A 15,788-nucleotide genomic window follows, 5' to 3' on the forward strand; every position below is an offset into this window, starting at 1 on the left:
GAAACCAATGTCTTTCGCATATATTGCGGTCGAACACTCCGGCGGCGAACTCGACGCCGTCACCGGGGAACTCATTACCGCCGCCAAGGTGTTCGGCGCTGTGTCTGCCGTTGTGGTGGGTGCTCCCGGTACCGCTGCGGCGCTTGCCCCGGCGTTGGCGCAGCTTGGCGCAGACCAAATCGTGGCGGCCGAATCCGATTCTGTGTCCAGCCGGGTGGTGCTCCCGATCGTGGACGCCCTCACGCTGCTCGCTTCCACCAACCCCGCCCCGATTCTGCTTGCCGCCGACGTGGTGGGCAACGAGGCCGCGGGTCGTCTCGCCGCGCGCCTAGCCAGTGGCGTGTTGTGCAACGTGGTGGGTGTCAACGCCGATCGAACCGCACAGATGTCCATTTTTGGCGATACCATTGCGGTGACCGCGGCGGTGGGGGGTACCTGCCCGCTGTACACATTGCGCCCCGGCGCGGTGGACGCGCAGCCGCAACCCGCCGCGGGTCAAGTGGTAACCCTTGAACTTCCGGGTGCTACCGCCAAGGATGTCACCGTTACCGCATTTGAACCGGCGCAGCGGGGCATGCGTCCAGACTTGACTCAGGCGAAGGTTGTCGTCGCTGGCGGCCGGGGCGTGGGGTCCGCGGAAGGTTTCCACGACCTCGTCGAACCACTTGCCGACGCCCTGCAAGGCGCTGTCGGCGCAACCCGTGACGCCGTGGACAACGGCTATTATCCCGGCATGTACCAGATCGGCCAGACGGGCGTCACGGTCTCCCCGGACTTGTACATCGGTCTCGGTATCTCGGGCGCGATCCAGCACAAATCCGGGATGCAAACGTCCAAGACGATTATCGCCATAAACAATGATGAAGATGCTCCCATTTTCGAAATTGCTGATCTGGGTGTGGTGGGCGATGTGCACCAGATCGTCCCCGAACTTATCGAGGAGCTTCGGCGCCGATGACCTACCTCGACCACGCCGCCACCACGCCGTTGCGGGAGTGCGCTCGGACGGCGTGGCTGGAGGCATCCGAACTGCTCAACCCCGGTGGTCAGTACGCTTCTGGGCGGCGCGCTCGCCGCGCCCTGGAGGAAGCACGCGAACGGATTGCCGGCGTGCTGGATTGCCACCCCGTGGAGGTGATTTTTACCGCCTCCGGTACTGAGGCCAATAATCTCGCCGTGCGTGGCTTGGCGGCCGCTTCCCAATCCCCGCGGATTGTTTCCACCCCAATCGAGCACCCGTCCGTCCTTGAGACGGTGCGCGCGCTGGCTTCGCAGCCTGAGTGGTTGCCGGTCGGTAGCGATGGGGTAGTCGCCGACCTTGACGCGCTCTCCACTCCCGCAGCGGTGATTTGCTGTATGTGGGCGAATAATGAAACTGGCGCGATTCAGCCAATTGACCGCGTGATCGCCGCCGCAGGTCAAACGCCAGTTCATGTTGATGCGGTGCAGGCGGTGGGACATTTGCCGGTGTCGTTTCGCGGCGTGGGGGCCACCACGCTAAGCGCAAGCGCACATAAGTTTGGCGGGCCGCGAGGTGTTGGGCTGCTGCTCGCCAAACGGTCTCCAGCCCCGAAACCTGTGCTTACTGGCGGCGGCCAGGAACGCGGCTTGCGTCCCGGTACGGTCGATGTCGCCGGCGCGGTTGCCACCGCAGCTGCATTGGAAGAGGCCGTAGCAACCATGGCGGCTGAACACACCCGCCTTGCCGGGCTGCGCGACGAGTTGCGCGATCGCATCCTTGCGGAGGTGGACGACGTGCTGATTCACACCCCGTCCCACGGCGCGCTGCCAGGGCATCTGTTTGTGTCCTTCCCAGGTGCCGAAGGCGATAGTTTGATCATGTTGTTCGATGCGGTTGGTATCGAGTGTTCCACTGGTTCGGCCTGTGCGCACGGGGTCAACCGGGCGAGCGAAACACTGTTGGCTCAAGGCGTGAGCGAGCAGCACGCCCGTAGTGCGTTGCGTTTTAGCCTGGGGCGTACCACCACGGCGGCGGATATTGATGCGGTGGCTGCACAGGTGGGGGATGTGGTGCGCCGCGCCCGTATCGCAGGCATGGCCTAGGCGAGTGCGCGGTCTTTCCCCTCTGGTAGTAGCCAGGCCGCCAGCGTGGCGATTGCAAACGCCCCGCCGAAGAGCGCGAATAGGCTGGGCACCCCGCCGAGGGCCAATAGCGGCGGCACGATCAGGGGCGCGATTATGGAGGCGATGCGGCCGAAACCGGCCGCCGCACCCGTGCCCGCACCTCGTAGCGACGTGGGGTAGAGCTCTGGGCCGATGGCATACAGCGCGCCCCAGGCGCCTAGGTTGAAAAAGGACAGCATGCATCCCGCCGCGATGATCCCCTCCGGAGACTCCGCGAATCCGAACAATCCGGCGGCTAACGCCGAGCCAAATAGGAAGGCGGCGAGGGTGTTGCGGCGGCCCCAGCGTTCAATGAGGAGAGCGGCGCACGCGTAGCCCGGCAATTGCGCCAGGGTGATGATGAGCGTGTATGTGAAGGATTTCAGCAGATCGTGCCCTTGCGCCACCAAGATCGAGGGGATCCAGATAAAGGCGCCGTAATAGGCAAGGTTAATGCAAAACCAGATAGCCCACAGGTTTGCCGTGCGAGCGCGCAGGGGAGCGGACCAGATGGAGCGGGCGGTAACGGGTGCGGAAGTGGGGGCGTCGATACGCGCAGGTGCGCTGGTGTGCTCGGCGGCCTGCTCGAAGGAACGAACGATTGCCTCGGCTTCGTTGTGGCGGCCCCGCAGCTCGAGGAAGCGCACGGATTCGGGTAGGCCGCGCCGTACAATCATCGAATAAATTGCCGGAATTGCGCCGAGTGCTAGCGCCCACCGCCAACCGGAGTTGCCCGCCGTGACCACTGTTGTTCCGATAATGGCGGCAAGAATCCACCCTACCGCCCAGAACGCTTCGAGGATGACCACCATGCGTCCGCGAACGCGCCGCGGGGAGAATTCCGAAACGTACGTGGAGGCGACTGGTAGTTCGGCGCCGAGTCCGAGGCCGACGAGAAACCGCAACGCCAGCAGCATGGCCAGCCCGCTCGATAGCGCGGAGGCGCCGGTAGCCAGCCCATAGACGAGCATGGAGAATGCGAACACGTTGCGGCGGCCGAAGCGGTCTGCCAGTAAACCGCCGAGGGTTGCGCCGAGTGCCATGCCGACGAAACCGATGGATCCGAGGACGGAGACCTGCGTGGCGTTGAGGTTCCAGTGCACGGCTAGTGCGGCCATGATGAAGGAAATAAGCCCGATGTCCATGGCGTCCAGCGCCCAACCTACGCCGGAGATGCCGAGCATACGGTAATGCTTGCGGGATACGGGGAGTTCGTCTAAACGTTCGCTGCGGCTTAACATGTTTCCACTATGGCACATATGTGTAATAAATACACTTACTGGGGGGTGGGGCTTGTAATGGACACAATCGGAAGGTAGTGATTACACTGCAATCCTTACCAAGACGAGGAGGAACACATGCGCGTACTCGCGGCGATGAGCGGCGGCGTGGATTCGGCGGTCGCTGCAGCTCGAGCGGTGGCGGCCGGCCACGACGTGGTTGGCGTGCACCTGGCGCTCGCGCGCGACCCACAGGCGGTGCGTGAGTCCGCCCGTGGCTGCTGTTCGCTCGAGGATTCCGCGGACGCCCGCCGCGTGTGTGATCACCTCGGCATCCCGTTCTATGTGTGGGATTTTTCGGACCGTTTCGCCCACGACGTTATCGAGGATTTCATCGCTTCCTACGAGGCCGGTGAAACTCCGAACCCGTGCTTGCGCTGCAACGAGAAAATCAAGTTTACAGCCTTGTTGGAGCGCGGTATTGCGCTTGGTTTCGACGCGATCGCCACCGGCCACTATGCGCGGCTGACGCAACCAGTGGATGGTGGCGACGGATATCTGCGGCGCGCCATCGACCCTGAAAAAGACCAGTCCTACGTCCTCGGGGTGCTCGGCCCGGAGGAAATCTCGCGCTGCATGTTTCCCGTGGGTGATACCCGTAAACCCCAGATCCGCGAAGAGGCCGCGCAGCTTGGCTTTTCGGTGGCATCAAAACCGGATTCCTACGATATTTGCTTTATCCCGGACGGAAATACCCAGGCGTTTCTGGGGCGGAGTATTGGCCTGCGCCCGGGGCTGATCGTGGATGAGGAGGGCGCGGTGCTTCGGGAACACGACGGGGTGCACGAGTTCACGATCGGCCAGCGTAAAGGCTTGGATTTGCGGAACCCGGCCGCCGATGGTCGCCCGCGTTACGTCACCAATATCGACGCCGCCACCGCCACCGTGACGGTGGGTCCCCGGGAGAGCCTTGCGGTGCGGGTGATTCACGCGGATCGCATCAAGGTCCTTCACCCTGCAATGAACGGTGAGTTCGATTGTGAGGTCCAGGTGCGGGCGCACGGTGGCGTGGTGTCCTGCCGCGCCGAGGTTGGCCCGGATAGCATGACGCTGAAGCTTGCCGAGCCGTTGTTTGGGGTGGCCCGTGGCCAAGCCGCGGTGCTGTACCTGCCAGATAGCTGCGGCGATATCGTGCTGGGCTCCGGCACCATTTGCGGTACGGGGCGATCGTGGTAGCGTTCGGTTTGGGGGAGATGCCGGGTACCGATGTGGCGGCCGCCGCGGACGTCATTGCCGGCGAATCCGAATTGGTGTGCTTGCCACAATTACCTGATCGCGGTCTTGGCTCCGATGCTGTTGGCCGCACCTTTTCGCTCATGCCTGAGCTGCCTATCGACGCCCGCGCCCGCAGCTGGGTCCTCACCACACGGCCGCAGCTTTCCACCCGCCGGTTATGGGATCGCACAGCCGCGGACCTCGACGAGTGCGAGGCCACCTGGTCCCGTTTGGATGCGTTAAAAATGCAGGTAGTGGGCCCGTGGTCGCTCGCGGCATCGGTCGAAACGGCCGCCGGGCATCGTGCGCTCACCGACACAGGTGCGCTCCGAGATATCACTGAGCATTTGGGCCACGCGATCGTTCGGCTTGCCGACGATTTGCGCGGTCGTTTCGATTGCTCCCTGCAGCTGCAAATCGACGAGCCGTTGCTGCAGCGACTTGCCGCTGGCGCCATCGGCGGCACCACGCAGTTTGACCCGATTCCCGCACTTGCCGCGCCGGAGCTTGGGGCACGCCTTAAGGAGCTGATCGAACCGCTGCCTGGTTTCTCCGCGGTGCGCCTGAACCTTTCGAATTCGACTGTGGTGTGGGACGCCGCCCGAGGTAGCGGAGCCGATGTAATCCACGTGGCATGGTCCGCTATCACCAGCACGGACCAGCTCGACGCCCTCGGTCACGCCGTTTCCGAAGGCACTCGCATTGGCCTCGGGCTCACACTCACCGCGGAAACTGATTCGCGCGCCACCGCCCAGCGGATCGCGGCGTGGTGGGACACGCTGGGCTTGGAGCGCGCGTTGCTGGTCACGGCCGTCGATATTCACCCACTTGGGGATTTGCACACGCGTTCGCTCCTGGGCGCGGCGGCAGCGTTGCGGACTGCGCGCGAAATCAACGACATGCTTGTCCGCGATGCCGGCGACCTCTAGCTCATCATCGGCCACGCGGTGTTCACGGTGTTCGGATCCTTGCCCTGACCCTTGAGGTAGCGCTGGAAGTCAGTTTGCCGGTGGTGGTGCCACACGGCCTGGGCTTCCATGAGTTGGTCACTGTCCATGGTTGCGAGTTCCGGCCACATTTTCGTTTGCTTCCACGCGATGCGGGCCGCCGCTAATGCGTCGGAGGTCGCCTCGTGGGCGTTGTCGAGCCGCACACCGTAAAAGTCGCACAAATCCGTCAGCGTTCGCCGCCCCTTCCGGTACGGGTCTTTGGCACGGTCGATCACAAACGGGTCGTACACCGGTCCAGTGACCAAAAAGTCACCGGTCAGGCTACGCAACACCGATAAATCGTACGCCGCGTTAAACACGATGAGCGTGAGCCCGTCGGCCCAACCGCGTTGGATACTAGCGATTGTCTCACGCAAGACTTCCTCGTGTGGTTTGCCGTGCGTACGTGCGTATTCGGTGGTGATGCCGTGGACCTTGGTGGCTTCCTCGGGGATTTCTACCCCGGGGTCGGCGAGGAGTTCGACGGGGGTGACGTCTCGGCCGTGGATGCGCACCATCGCCGAGGTAACAATGCGGGCTTCTTTCGGGTCTGCGGAGGTGGTTTCAAGGTCGAAGCTGAGCATTGCGGAGGTATCAAAATGGGCCATGCCACCTACCTTAGACATCGCGCCGCACAGCCGTTCCGGCTTTTCGAAACTACGTGTGCCCTGCGGGGTAGCTGTTGGGGTGGCTGACTACACTTATCTCCCATGACTGCCATCTCCACCGAATTGCGGCGCCAATGGGACGAGCTCGCCCAGCAGGTGCGCCATCACCGCGATCTGTATTACAACAATCAGCCGAGCATCCCCGATGCTGACTTCGACGCGCTGCTGAAGCAGCTGCAAGATTTGGAGGCAGCGCACCCCGAGTTGGCGGTTCCGGACAGTCCGACGATGCAGGTCGGCGCCCCGCCGTCGGTGACGTCCAGCTTTGCGAACGTTGCGCACCTTGAACGTATGCTCAGCCTTGATAACGTCTTCGATTCGGAGGAGCTTTCCGAATGGTTGGCCCGCACCCCGGCCGCCGAATACATTACCGAATTAAAAATTGATGGCCTGTCGCTGGACCTGGTGTACCGGGGTGGCAAACTCGATCGCGCCGCCACGCGTGGCGACGGCCGCGTCGGTGAAGACGTTACCGAAAACGCTCGGGTGATCCACGGCTTGCCGCACGAGCTTGAAGCCAGCGAGCAGTTCCCGATCCCAGAATTGTTAGAAGTCCGTGGCGAGGTGTTTATTGCGGTGGCGGATTTCGGGGAGGTCAACGCCCAGCGCATCGCTGAAGGTGGTAAACCGTTTGCTAATCCGCGCAACGCCGCCGCCGGGTCGCTGCGCCAGAAGAACGTTGAGGATGTGCGTAAACGGAAACTTGGCATCATTTGCCACGGTATTGGCGCAGTGGAGGGGTTTAGTCCGAAGAGCTTATCCGAGGCCTATGAGGCGCTGAAGGCGTGGGGCCTGCCGGTGTCCGACGATGTTCGTGTTGTAACCACACCAAAGGAAGTTCACGAGCGTGTCCGTTATTGGGAGAAGCATCGTCACGACCCCGCCCACGAAATGGACGGCCTTGTGATCAAGGTGAACTCCATGGCCGAACAGCGGGCATTGGGGGCGACGTCGCGGGCGCCTCGGTGGGCGATCGCGTACAAGTATCCGCCGGAGGAGGTGACCACGAAACTGCTGGATATTCGCGTGCAGGTGGGTCGCACGGGGCGCGTTACCCCCCAAGCGGTAATGGAACCGGTGTTCGTGGCCGGTTCGACCGTTTCGATGGCTACGCTGCACAACCCCACCGAAGTGAAGCGCAAAGGTGTTCTCATTGGCGATACGGTGGTGATCCGCAAAGCCGGCGAAATCATCCCGGAGGTGCTCGGGCCCGTGGTGGAACTCCGCGACGGCACCGAATACGAGTTTGTGTTCCCGGAGCATTGTCCCGAGTGCGGCACGAAACTTGCCCCCGCGAAGGAAGGCGACGTGGATTGGCGGTGCGGCAACGCACGATCCTGCCCTAGCCAAATCAAACGCAGGCTGGCTCACCTTGCCGGGCGGGGTGCCTTCGATATCGAGGCGCTTGGGGAAAAAGGCGCGGCGGACCTTGTCGATTCCGGCATCCTCACCGACGAGGCCACACTGTTTGACCTGGATGAAAGCGCACTGCTGAAGTCGAGCGTTTATACGACCAAAGCCGGCAAGGTAAACGCTAACGGGAAGAAATTGCTCCGCAATCTTGAAGAGCAGAAAGGCGTGGAGCTGTGGCGGGTCCTCGTTGCGCTATCCATCCGGCATGTGGGGTCCACCGCCTCGCGGGCGCTTACCGCACGTTACGGCTCCATCGACGCCATGCTGAAAGCCTCGGTGGATGAAATCGCCGAAACCGACGGGGTTGGTTCCATTATCGCCCATTCGCTGAAAGCGTGGTTTGAGGTGGATTGGCACCGCAATATTGTGGAGCGCTGGGCTGCGGCTGGTGTGCGTATGGAGGACGAAGCCGTCGAGGAAATCCCGCAAACCCTGGCAGGTAAAACCGTGGTGGTCACCGGTTCGCTCACCGGCTTCACGCGGGATTCCGCGAAGGCCGCCATTTTGGCCCGTGGCGGCAAGGCGTCCGGCTCGGTGTCAAAGAAGACCGACGTCGTGGTTGTCGGCGAAAACGCTGGGTCGAAGGAAACGAAGGCGCGGGACCTTGGCCTGCCCATCCTCGACGAAGATGGCTTCGTGCGGTTGTTGGAGACTGGGGAGTTTTAGGAGACCCCTCGCCGGTGGCGCTGGCGCACTCGATACGTGTGCCCCGCCGCGGCGGCCAAACACGGAGAAATTAACGCGAGAAACGCGCTGAGATTGATGATGGTCAACATTGCCAACGAATCCGTGTTCATGTCGGCAACGAGGATCAGCACACCCAACATCAGCGCCAAGCCAACACAAGTCACGCTGCAGCCAGCGATCATGACTAGTGGGTAAAACACCGCCCAATGCATCTCACCTGAGGAAATGGGTGCAAGGTAACAGCGGCCGCCATGAACCCGCACGTAGCTGTTGGCATGCCCGCCCAGTTGCGCCACAGTCCCTAGGCTGAGGTTTCCCCAGAACACCTCCACGCCGTCCCCGCGCGGAATCAGCGTCACCTCGGCAATGCGGCTGCCGTCCGCCTGCGCTTGCGTGGCTTGCACCAATGCAAGCAGGGTGCCTTGGTTTACCCGACTGAGAGCTATTGGAAAGTCGTTCGGGGGGATCTGCGGAGGCGTCATTGTGTCGTCGCGGATTCTTTCTATCTTAAAAGCCTTGAAGGATGCTGCCTCGGACCTCAAACCACTTCAAGGTATCGGCGATGCCCTCACTGATGCTGTGTTCCGCTTCCCAACCTAAAAGTTCTTTCGCCCGCGTGCTGCGGGTATACACGCCGGCTGCGTCGCCGGGGCGGGGCGGGGCGTCGACAGTTTGGAGGGGGGTGCCCGTGACCTCATCGAATGCGGCAACCAATTCGCGTACCGTGGTGCCCCTGCCCGTGCCCAAATTGATGGGCAGGTAGGTGCCGTCAGCCATGATGGTGTCAAAGCGTTCCAGCGCTGCGACATGGGCGGCGGCGAGGTCCCACACGTGGATATAGTCGCGAATACCGGAGCCGTCGCGGGTGGGCCAGTCCACACCGGTGATTTGGAACGGCTCACCGGTCTCCTTCGCCTCAATCAATTTGCCGAGGGCATGGGTTGGCTTCTCCAATTGCAGGCCGGTGCGCAATTGCGGGTCCGCGCCGATCGGGTTGAAGTACCGCAGGGAGATGATCTTCAGATCGGTCGCCGCGGCGACGTCCGCCATCATGCCCTCAAGCACGGCTTTCGTGCGCGCGTAGGGGCTCATTGGGTCGAAGGGGCAGTCTTCATCAACTGTGAAATCGTCGGTGAGCGCGTAGATCGATGCAGAACCCGAAAACACCATTCGGTGACAGCCGCGGGCATTGAGATAATCCATCAGCTCCAGCGTCTTGGACACGTTGTTGCGGTAGTAGCTCACCGGATCCGCCACAGACTCCGGCACCACAATCAACGCCGCGCAATGCAGCACCGCTGAAATGTCGGGATGCTGCTCAAAAATCGTGTCCAGCAGTTCGCGGTCCGCGAAGTCGCCGTCATATGCGGGGCGCCCAGAAGTGAATTCACGCCGCCCCGTGGAAAAATTATCCACGATGACGGCGTCGTGCCCACTATCCAACAACCGTGAGGTGACGGTACTGCCGATAAAACCTGCACCGCCAGTGACGAGGACCTTCATTCGGTGCTCCTTCGCACTTCGTAGGGTATTCAAACAGTTCCGATGTTACTCACAGAAGGCGCGAAAGGTATTGAGGCTGCTAATTCAGAATCGAACCAATGATCGTGCCGACGTCGCTCAAGTGCTCCACCTCGCTGGCCAAGAAATCCGGGCCACCGGGGCGCCCAATGACTAGCACCAAGGACGTACCGTCAATCGAGGTGGCAGCCAGCGCGGAATCCAGCATGGCCCAGCCGGGAGGAACCCACGGGTCATGCTCGGGCGTGAGCACGCACGCGCCGTCGAGTTCAATGGCGGGGGAGGAGCCGTCATCCGCTGGGGCGGCGGGCGAGGCTGCGATCCGGCTGGAACCGTCCGCAACGTCAAGCACGATGCCCCAGCCGGAGGTCATGGTCCGCGGAATTACCGCCACCAGTTCCTCCATTGCGCGCCGCACGTCGCGGCGGTGCGAGGCCACGGCGGCCAGCATTTCGATTTGACCGCGGCGATCCACGGTCCCAGTGAACGGTCGGATGGAATCCACCTCCACGCCGGGGAGTTGTTGGGCAGCGGTAATGAGACTGTCGGGAAGTTTCGCGGAAGGCAGGGTCACCACAATGTCGTCGATGACGGTTCCGTCGGGCGCGTGATGAACCACGTCCACCGATTGGATATTGCCCTCGACTACGCCGAACGCGTCTGCCAATTGCCCAAGGCTGCCGGGAACGTCGGGCAGGACGACACGAATCAGATACGACATGGTGGGAAACTCTCCTTAGCGCCTGGCGGAAACGAACTACCTTCATGTTCTTGAACGGATCGCGGGGGCGAATAGTTCCCAGGTGTGATCAAGTCCGGCCCGATCAAGTGGGGCGCAAGAGGCTACGTTAAGCTGAGTGAATCAGACACCCTGAACAACAGAAGGGGATACGCAACCGTGCCTGAAATTTCACGCGATGAACTCGCTCACCTTGCACGCTTGGCTCGCCTTGCTCTTACCGCGGAAGAACTCGATCAATTTGCGGATCAGATTGACGGGATCATTGCCAACGTGAGTGCTGTGGGGCAGGTCGCCGCGGAAGGGGTGGAGCCGATGAGCCACCCGCACGCGATCCACACCGCCATGCGTGAAGATGTTGTGGAAAAAACTCTCACCCCGCAACAAGCTCTCGATCAGGCTCCTGAAGTAGCCGAGCAGCGTTTCGTCGTACCGCAAATTTTGGGGGAATAACACAATGAACAAGTATCTTGTCGGCGCCGAAACCGCCCACGAGTTGACCAAACTGACCGCCGCGGAGCTGGCGGAAAAGATTCACGCGCGCGAGGTTTCCTCCGTGGAGGTCACCCAAGCGCACCTGGATCGTATCGCCGAAATCGACGGCGAAATCCACGCCTTTTTGCACGTGAGTGCGGAGGAAGCGTTGGCGGCTGCGCGGGATGTCGATACGCGGTTGGATGCGGGTGAGGCCCCCGCCTCGCCGTTGGCAGGTGTGCCCCTCGCGCTGAAGGACGTGTTTACCACTACGGATGCTCCTACGACGTGCGCTTCGAAAATGTTGGAAGGCTACATGGCGCCGTACGATGCTACCGTCACTCGGCGCATCCGCGAAGCTGGCATTCCCATCTTGGGCAAGACCAACATGGATGAATTCGCTATGGGTTCGTCAACCGAAAACTCTGCCTATGGGCCCACCCATAATCCGTGGGATTTGGAGCGTACGGCTGGTGGTTCCGGTGGCGGTTCCGCAGCTGCATTGGCTGCGGGTGAGGCCCCGTTGGCGATTGGTACGGATACTGGTGGGTCCATTCGACAGCCCGCGGCGTTGACAAACACGGTGGGCGTGAAGCCGACGTACGGTACCGTGTCCCGCTACGGTTTGGTGGCGTGCGCCTCCTCGCTCGATCAGGGTGGGCCGACCGCGCGCACCGTGATGGATACTGCGTTGCTGCACGAGGTTATTGCAGGTCATGATCGTCATGATGCGACCAGCGTGAACCGGCCCGTAGCCCCCGTGGTGGCGGCGGCGCGGGAGGGCGCACAGGGGGATCTGCGCGGGGTTCGCGTGGGCGTGGTCAAGCAGTTTGATCGGGACGGCTACCAGCCGGGCGTGCTCGAGCAGTTCCACAAGGCAGTGACCCAACTGGAGCAGCAAGGCGCGGAAGTTGTTGAGGTGGATTGTCCGCATTTCGACGACGCGCTCGCGGCGTACTACCTCATTCTGCCGTGCGAGGTTTCCTCAAACCTTGCCCGGTTCGACGGTATGCGCTACGGCTTGCGTGTGGGTGATGATGGCACCCGTTCCGCAGATGAGGTGATGGCTTTGACCCGTGCCGCGGGCTTCGGCCCGGAGGTGAAGCGCCGGATCATCCTGGGTACGTATGCGCTATCGGTCGGCTATTACGACGCGTACTATTTGCAGGCGCAGCGTGTGCGCACGTTGATCGCCCGTGATTTCGCCGCCGCATATGAGAAGTGTGATGTGTTGGTGTCGCCGACGACCCCGACGACCGCCTTTAAGCTCGGCGAAAAGGTGTCCGATCCGTTGGCTATGTACAACTTCGACTTGTGCACCCTGCCGCTGAACCTTGCGGGGTTGTGTGGCATGTCGCTGCCGGCTGGTTTGGCGCCGGATACGCAGCTGCCGGTTGGTTTGCAGATTATGGCGCCCGCGTTTGCCGATGACCGCCTGTACAAGGTTGGCGCGGCATTCGAGGCTGCTCACTAACCTAGGGGCAAAAAAGGGGCCGCGCTTTCGCTGCGCGGCCCCTAGTGGAGTGGGTATGCAGTTATGAAATCCCGATGAGGTTCAGGAACTGGTGCAGCTGCGAGGTGATGTTGAAGGAAAGCATGCCCGGCAGGCTGTTGAGGACGGCCGACCCGGTGTTGAAGTCGGAGCCAACGAACGCCATGGAACCGTAGGTTGCGTCGGAGACGATTTCGGAGCTCGTGGGTGCTGCTACTGGTACTGCGGTGTTCATAAAGGTCTGCCCTTTCTGATGAAGTAGTTCTTGGGTTCTACATTGTAGGGGTTGTTTGCCCAAACCTACAATCGACCCCGGCATACGCAACGAGGTGCTGCGTGGGCTGGGTCTTCTTATGTATTAGCCGCGGACGTGGAAATCGTTTCGCCCCAATTATTAGGGGCTACGAAAGATGCGCGAAGTGATCTATCGGAATGATCGATAAAAATTGTGCGGTGAAACTGTAGGACGTCAAGGGCATCAGGTCGGCTAACACCTGCAGTCCGCGCCCGAAGCCGCCGGGGGTAATCAATTGTGAGGAGCCGTAAGACCCGGTGTTCATGAGGTCTACGCTTGACGGCACGTTCACCCCAACTGGGTGGGCGGTGATCGGTGGATGTTGTTGCGGCACGGTGTACTTCTCCCTCATTGGATCGGTTTGCTGGTGTCGATGCTAGCCGACACGTTCGTCGCACGTATATATAGAACATCATTTCCACTATGCGGCGCAAAACAATCGCTCATATACTGCGAGGCATGCCGTTCACCGTGAAAGCTTTGCAGAAAATATCCCCCGATGCGCCGTTCCAGGTTGTGGATTTGCCGCGGCGTGACCCGCGTGCTGACGACGTAGTCATCGACATCAAAGCCGCAGGTATTTGCCACAGCGACATTCACACCATCCGCAACGAGTGGGGCGAGGCGCATTTCCCGCTCACGGTCGGCCACGAGATTGCGGGGGTAGTTTCCGCGGTTGGTGCAGAGGTTTCTGCCTGGCGGGTGGGGGATCGCGTCGGCGTCGGCTGCCTCGTACATGCGTGTGGTGAGTGTGAGTGGTGCCGCCAAGGGGAGGAACAAAACTGCCCGGCAGCAGTAGGCACCTATAATTCCCGCGACGTCGACGACACCATTACCCAAGGCGGATATAGCCAAAAAATCGTGGTCAACGAGCGGTTCGTGTGCCGCATCCCTGACGCGTTGGATTTTGACGTCGCGGCTCCGTTGTTGTGCGCCGGGATCACGACCTTTTCCCCGATCGAGCGGTGGGGTATTACCGCAGGCTCCAAGGTTGCGGTGGTGGGCCTCGGCGGCCTTGGCCACATGGGGGTGCAGATCGCCGCTGCGCTCGGCGCTGACGTGACCGTGTTATCCCGGTCGCTTGCGAAGGAGGACGAGGCCCGTCAACTTGGGGCGGCTCGTACGTTGGCCACCACCGAGGAGGGGTTTTTCCGCAGGTACCGGGGTGAATTCGATTTCATTCTCAATACTGTCAGCGCCGACCTTGACGTGGATGCGTACTTGCGCTTGCTGAAGCCGCACGGGGTGATGGTGGTTGTTGGTTTGCCTCCGGAGCGTCAACAGCTTTCGTTCGGGAGTTTGATTATGGGCGGCAAGGTGCTCACGGGTTCGAATATTGGCGGGATTCGGCAAACCCAGGACATGCTTGACTTTTGCGGACGCCACGGCATCGGCGCCGTCATTGAAAAAATCGGCGTTGACGAAGTGGATGCCGCCTACGATCGCGTTGTTGCAGGCGACGTGAAGTTCCGCTTCGTTATCGATACCGCTACGTTCCCTTCACATTAAGCACTTGCCGCAGCTTGTGCTTAATTTCCACTAGTTTTTCCGAGTCCGCCATTACCTGGTCGATGTCCTTGTACGCGTCGGGGATTTCGTCGACCCACGCGTCGCCGGGCCGGTAGACGATGCCCTCCATGCGCGCGGCAAGGTCGGCCTCGGTGAAGCGCCGCCGCGCCTCCGTCCGCGAGTATCGACGCCCCGCCCCATGCGGCGCCGAGTGCAGCGCGGGTGCGAAACCCTTGCCCTCGACCACATAGGACGCGGTGCCCATGGACCCCGGGATGAGCGCCAATGTTCCCTCATCTGCGCGGATGGCGCCCTTGCGAGTCAGCCATACGTCGCGGCCGAAGTGGTGCTCTTTGACCGTGTAGTTGTGGTGACAGTTGATGCGCTGCACCTCTTCGACTGGCTCGCCCATGAAGGCGCTGAGGCAGCGGGAGAAGCGGTCCATCATTTCCTCGCGGTTCAAAAACGCGAAGTGTTGTGCCCACCGAAGTTCGTTGATGTAGGAGTCGAATTCGGGGGTGCCTTCCACGAAGTACGCTAGGTCTGCATTGGGGATGGGAATCCACCATTTCACCATGTTGGCTTGCGCGATGGCGATGTGTTTCTGCGCGATCTTATTGCCTACGCCGCGGGAGCCCGAGTGCAGGAACATCCACACCACGTCATCCTCATCGAGGCATAATTCGATGAAGTGATTGCCGCCGCCCAAGGAACCCAGCTGTTCCCGCCATTTGGGGGAGTGCCGCAAATCGACGTCGTGCTCGATCGCCATCGCTTCGAGCTCCCGGCAGCGCGCATCCGCAGTCGGCTCCAGGCGGCCGCGGTTGTAACGCCCAGGCGAGAGTGGAATCGCGCGAATGATGGCATCCCGGAGATTCTCTAGCTGCTTTTCCGCCAGGTCAGCGGCAGTGAACTGGGTGCGAACCCCGATCATGCCGCAACCGATGTCCACCCCAACTGCGGCTGGGATCACCGCACCGATTGTGCCGAATACGGTTCCCACCGAGGAACCGAGTCCGGTGTGTGCATCGGGCATGAGCGCCACATGGGGGTAGACGAACGGCAGTTTTGCCGTCGCGTTGGCCTGCTCCACGGTGGAGTCTTCGATTTCGCTAGCGAAGATGTGCACTTTCGGCTTGTGCTGAGTGATTTCCGCGATGCGAGACGCGTGGTGAGCGCGTCGGTTTCGAGCCATGGGTTTCCCCTGTCCTTTTCCAAAAGTTTGCGGCGGGGGAAGCGCAGGTTCTCACAAAAAACCGCCCCCGCCAGAAGTGAATTCTGACTGTGAGGCGTCCTGCGATTCGAGCTCGTGAGGTCAATGACCCCGCAATACGCACGCAGGACGCACAATGCTTGGATTTTGCTGTTCTCGCCGCATCTCG

General features: G+C 61.5%; 16 protein-coding genes. 8 read left to right on the forward strand and 8 right to left on the reverse strand.

Annotated features, from left to right (window positions below):
• Positions 1-7 precede the first annotated feature (7 nt).
• The gene (locus Q4D83_RS04915; protein ID WP_303173484.1) at positions 8-958 is read left to right on the forward strand and encodes an electron transfer flavoprotein subunit alpha/FixB family protein; all 951 of its coding nucleotides are present in this window, start codon (positions 8-10) and stop codon (positions 956-958) included.
• Positions 955-2,064, forward strand: a complete 1,110-nt coding sequence (locus tag Q4D83_RS04920) for a cysteine desulfurase family protein (protein WP_303173485.1) — start codon at positions 955-957, stop codon at positions 2,062-2,064. Before Q4D83_RS04915 ends, Q4D83_RS04920 begins: the two co-directional genes overlap by 4 nt.
• Here the strand turns inward: Q4D83_RS04920 and Q4D83_RS04925 are convergent.
• Positions 2,061-3,365, reverse strand: coding sequence for an MFS transporter (locus tag Q4D83_RS04925; RefSeq protein ID WP_368502180.1), 1,305 nt, complete (start codon positions 3,363-3,365; stop codon positions 2,061-2,063). The two genes, Q4D83_RS04920 and Q4D83_RS04925, sit on opposite strands and share 4 nt — an antisense overlap.
• Before the next feature lie 117 nt (positions 3,366-3,482).
• Between Q4D83_RS04925 and mnmA the strand changes: the two genes are divergently transcribed.
• Together mnmA and Q4D83_RS04935 are read left to right on the forward strand one after the other, a co-directional pair.
• Entirely contained in the window at positions 3,483-4,580 is a 1,098-nt protein-coding gene (mnmA, locus tag Q4D83_RS04930) for a tRNA 2-thiouridine(34) synthase MnmA (protein WP_303173487.1), read from the forward strand.
• A complete protein-coding gene (locus tag Q4D83_RS04935; protein WP_303173488.1) occupies positions 4,574-5,548 on the forward strand; it encodes a hypothetical protein in 975 nt (324 codons plus the stop codon). The genes mnmA and Q4D83_RS04935 overlap by 7 nt, the downstream gene beginning before the upstream one ends.
• On the opposite strand, the gene Q4D83_RS04940 is transcribed toward Q4D83_RS04935, so the two are convergent.
• Complete coding sequence (locus Q4D83_RS04940) at positions 5,545-6,234, reverse strand: 3'-5' exonuclease (protein WP_303173489.1); 690 nt, start codon at positions 6,232-6,234, stop codon at positions 5,545-5,547. The genes Q4D83_RS04935 and Q4D83_RS04940 overlap by 4 nt on opposite strands.
• A gap of 84 nt (positions 6,235-6,318) precedes the next feature.
• Here Q4D83_RS04940 and ligA point away from each other — a divergent pair, with 84 nt between their 5' ends.
• Positions 6,319-8,355 carry an NAD-dependent DNA ligase LigA gene (gene ligA, locus Q4D83_RS04945; protein WP_303173490.1) on the forward strand — a complete coding sequence of 679 codons (2,037 nt, stop codon included), beginning with the start codon at positions 6,319-6,321 and terminating at the stop codon, positions 8,353-8,355.
• Here the strand turns inward: ligA and Q4D83_RS04950 are convergent.
• The 3 genes from Q4D83_RS04950 to Q4D83_RS04960 all read right to left on the reverse strand — a co-directional run bounded on the left by Q4D83_RS04950 (position 8,352) and on the right by Q4D83_RS04960 (position 10,618).
• Complete coding sequence (locus tag Q4D83_RS04950) at positions 8,352-8,783, reverse strand: hypothetical protein (protein ID WP_303173491.1); 432 nt, start codon at positions 8,781-8,783, stop codon at positions 8,352-8,354. The genes ligA and Q4D83_RS04950 overlap by 4 nt on opposite strands.
• Before the next feature lie 100 nt (positions 8,784-8,883).
• Positions 8,884-9,879: a UDP-glucose 4-epimerase GalE gene (galE, locus tag Q4D83_RS04955; RefSeq protein ID WP_303173492.1), complete on the reverse strand. Its 996-nt coding sequence runs from the start codon at positions 9,877-9,879 to the stop codon at positions 8,884-8,886.
• A 79-nt stretch (positions 9,880-9,958) separates the two neighbouring features.
• Entirely contained in the window at positions 9,959-10,618 is a 660-nt protein-coding gene (locus Q4D83_RS04960) for an amino acid-binding ACT domain protein (protein WP_303173494.1), read from the reverse strand.
• 177 nt (positions 10,619-10,795) lie between these two features.
• On the opposite strand from Q4D83_RS04960, the gene gatC reads away from it, so the two are divergent.
• Together gatC and gatA are read left to right on the forward strand one after the other, a co-directional pair.
• Positions 10,796-11,089 (forward strand): Asp-tRNA(Asn)/Glu-tRNA(Gln) amidotransferase subunit GatC, encoded by a 294-nt coding sequence (gene gatC, locus Q4D83_RS04965; protein WP_303173495.1) that lies wholly within the window; start codon positions 10,796-10,798, stop codon positions 11,087-11,089.
• 4 nt (positions 11,090-11,093) lie between these two features.
• Positions 11,094-12,584, forward strand: a complete 1,491-nt coding sequence (gene gatA / locus Q4D83_RS04970) for an Asp-tRNA(Asn)/Glu-tRNA(Gln) amidotransferase subunit GatA (RefSeq protein ID WP_303173496.1) — start codon at positions 11,094-11,096, stop codon at positions 12,582-12,584.
• A gap of 61 nt (positions 12,585-12,645) precedes the next feature.
• Here gatA and Q4D83_RS04975 read toward each other — a convergent pair whose 3' ends face one another.
• A complete protein-coding gene (locus Q4D83_RS04975; RefSeq protein WP_303173497.1) occupies positions 12,646-12,837 on the reverse strand; it encodes a hypothetical protein in 192 nt (63 codons plus the stop codon).
• Positions 12,838-13,003: 166 nt separating this feature from the next.
• On the reverse strand, positions 13,004-13,231 hold the full coding sequence (locus Q4D83_RS04980; protein ID WP_303173500.1) for a hypothetical protein: 228 nt from the start codon (positions 13,229-13,231) through the stop codon (positions 13,004-13,006).
• A gap of 125 nt (positions 13,232-13,356) precedes the next feature.
• On the opposite strand from Q4D83_RS04980, the gene Q4D83_RS04985 reads away from it, so the two are divergent.
• Complete coding sequence (locus Q4D83_RS04985; protein ID WP_303173502.1) at positions 13,357-14,406, forward strand: NAD(P)-dependent alcohol dehydrogenase; 1,050 nt, start codon at positions 13,357-13,359, stop codon at positions 14,404-14,406.
• Here Q4D83_RS04985 and Q4D83_RS04990 read toward each other — a convergent pair.
• Complete coding sequence (locus Q4D83_RS04990; protein ID WP_303173504.1) at positions 14,387-15,601, reverse strand: RtcB family protein; 1,215 nt, start codon at positions 15,599-15,601, stop codon at positions 14,387-14,389. The two genes, Q4D83_RS04985 and Q4D83_RS04990, sit on opposite strands and share 20 nt — an antisense overlap.
• Positions 15,602-15,788: the final 187 nt, after the last annotated feature.

The organism is Corynebacterium sp., assembly GCF_030532715.1.
In the GTDB taxonomy this organism is placed as follows: Bacteria; Actinomycetota; Actinomycetes; order Mycobacteriales; family Mycobacteriaceae; genus Corynebacterium.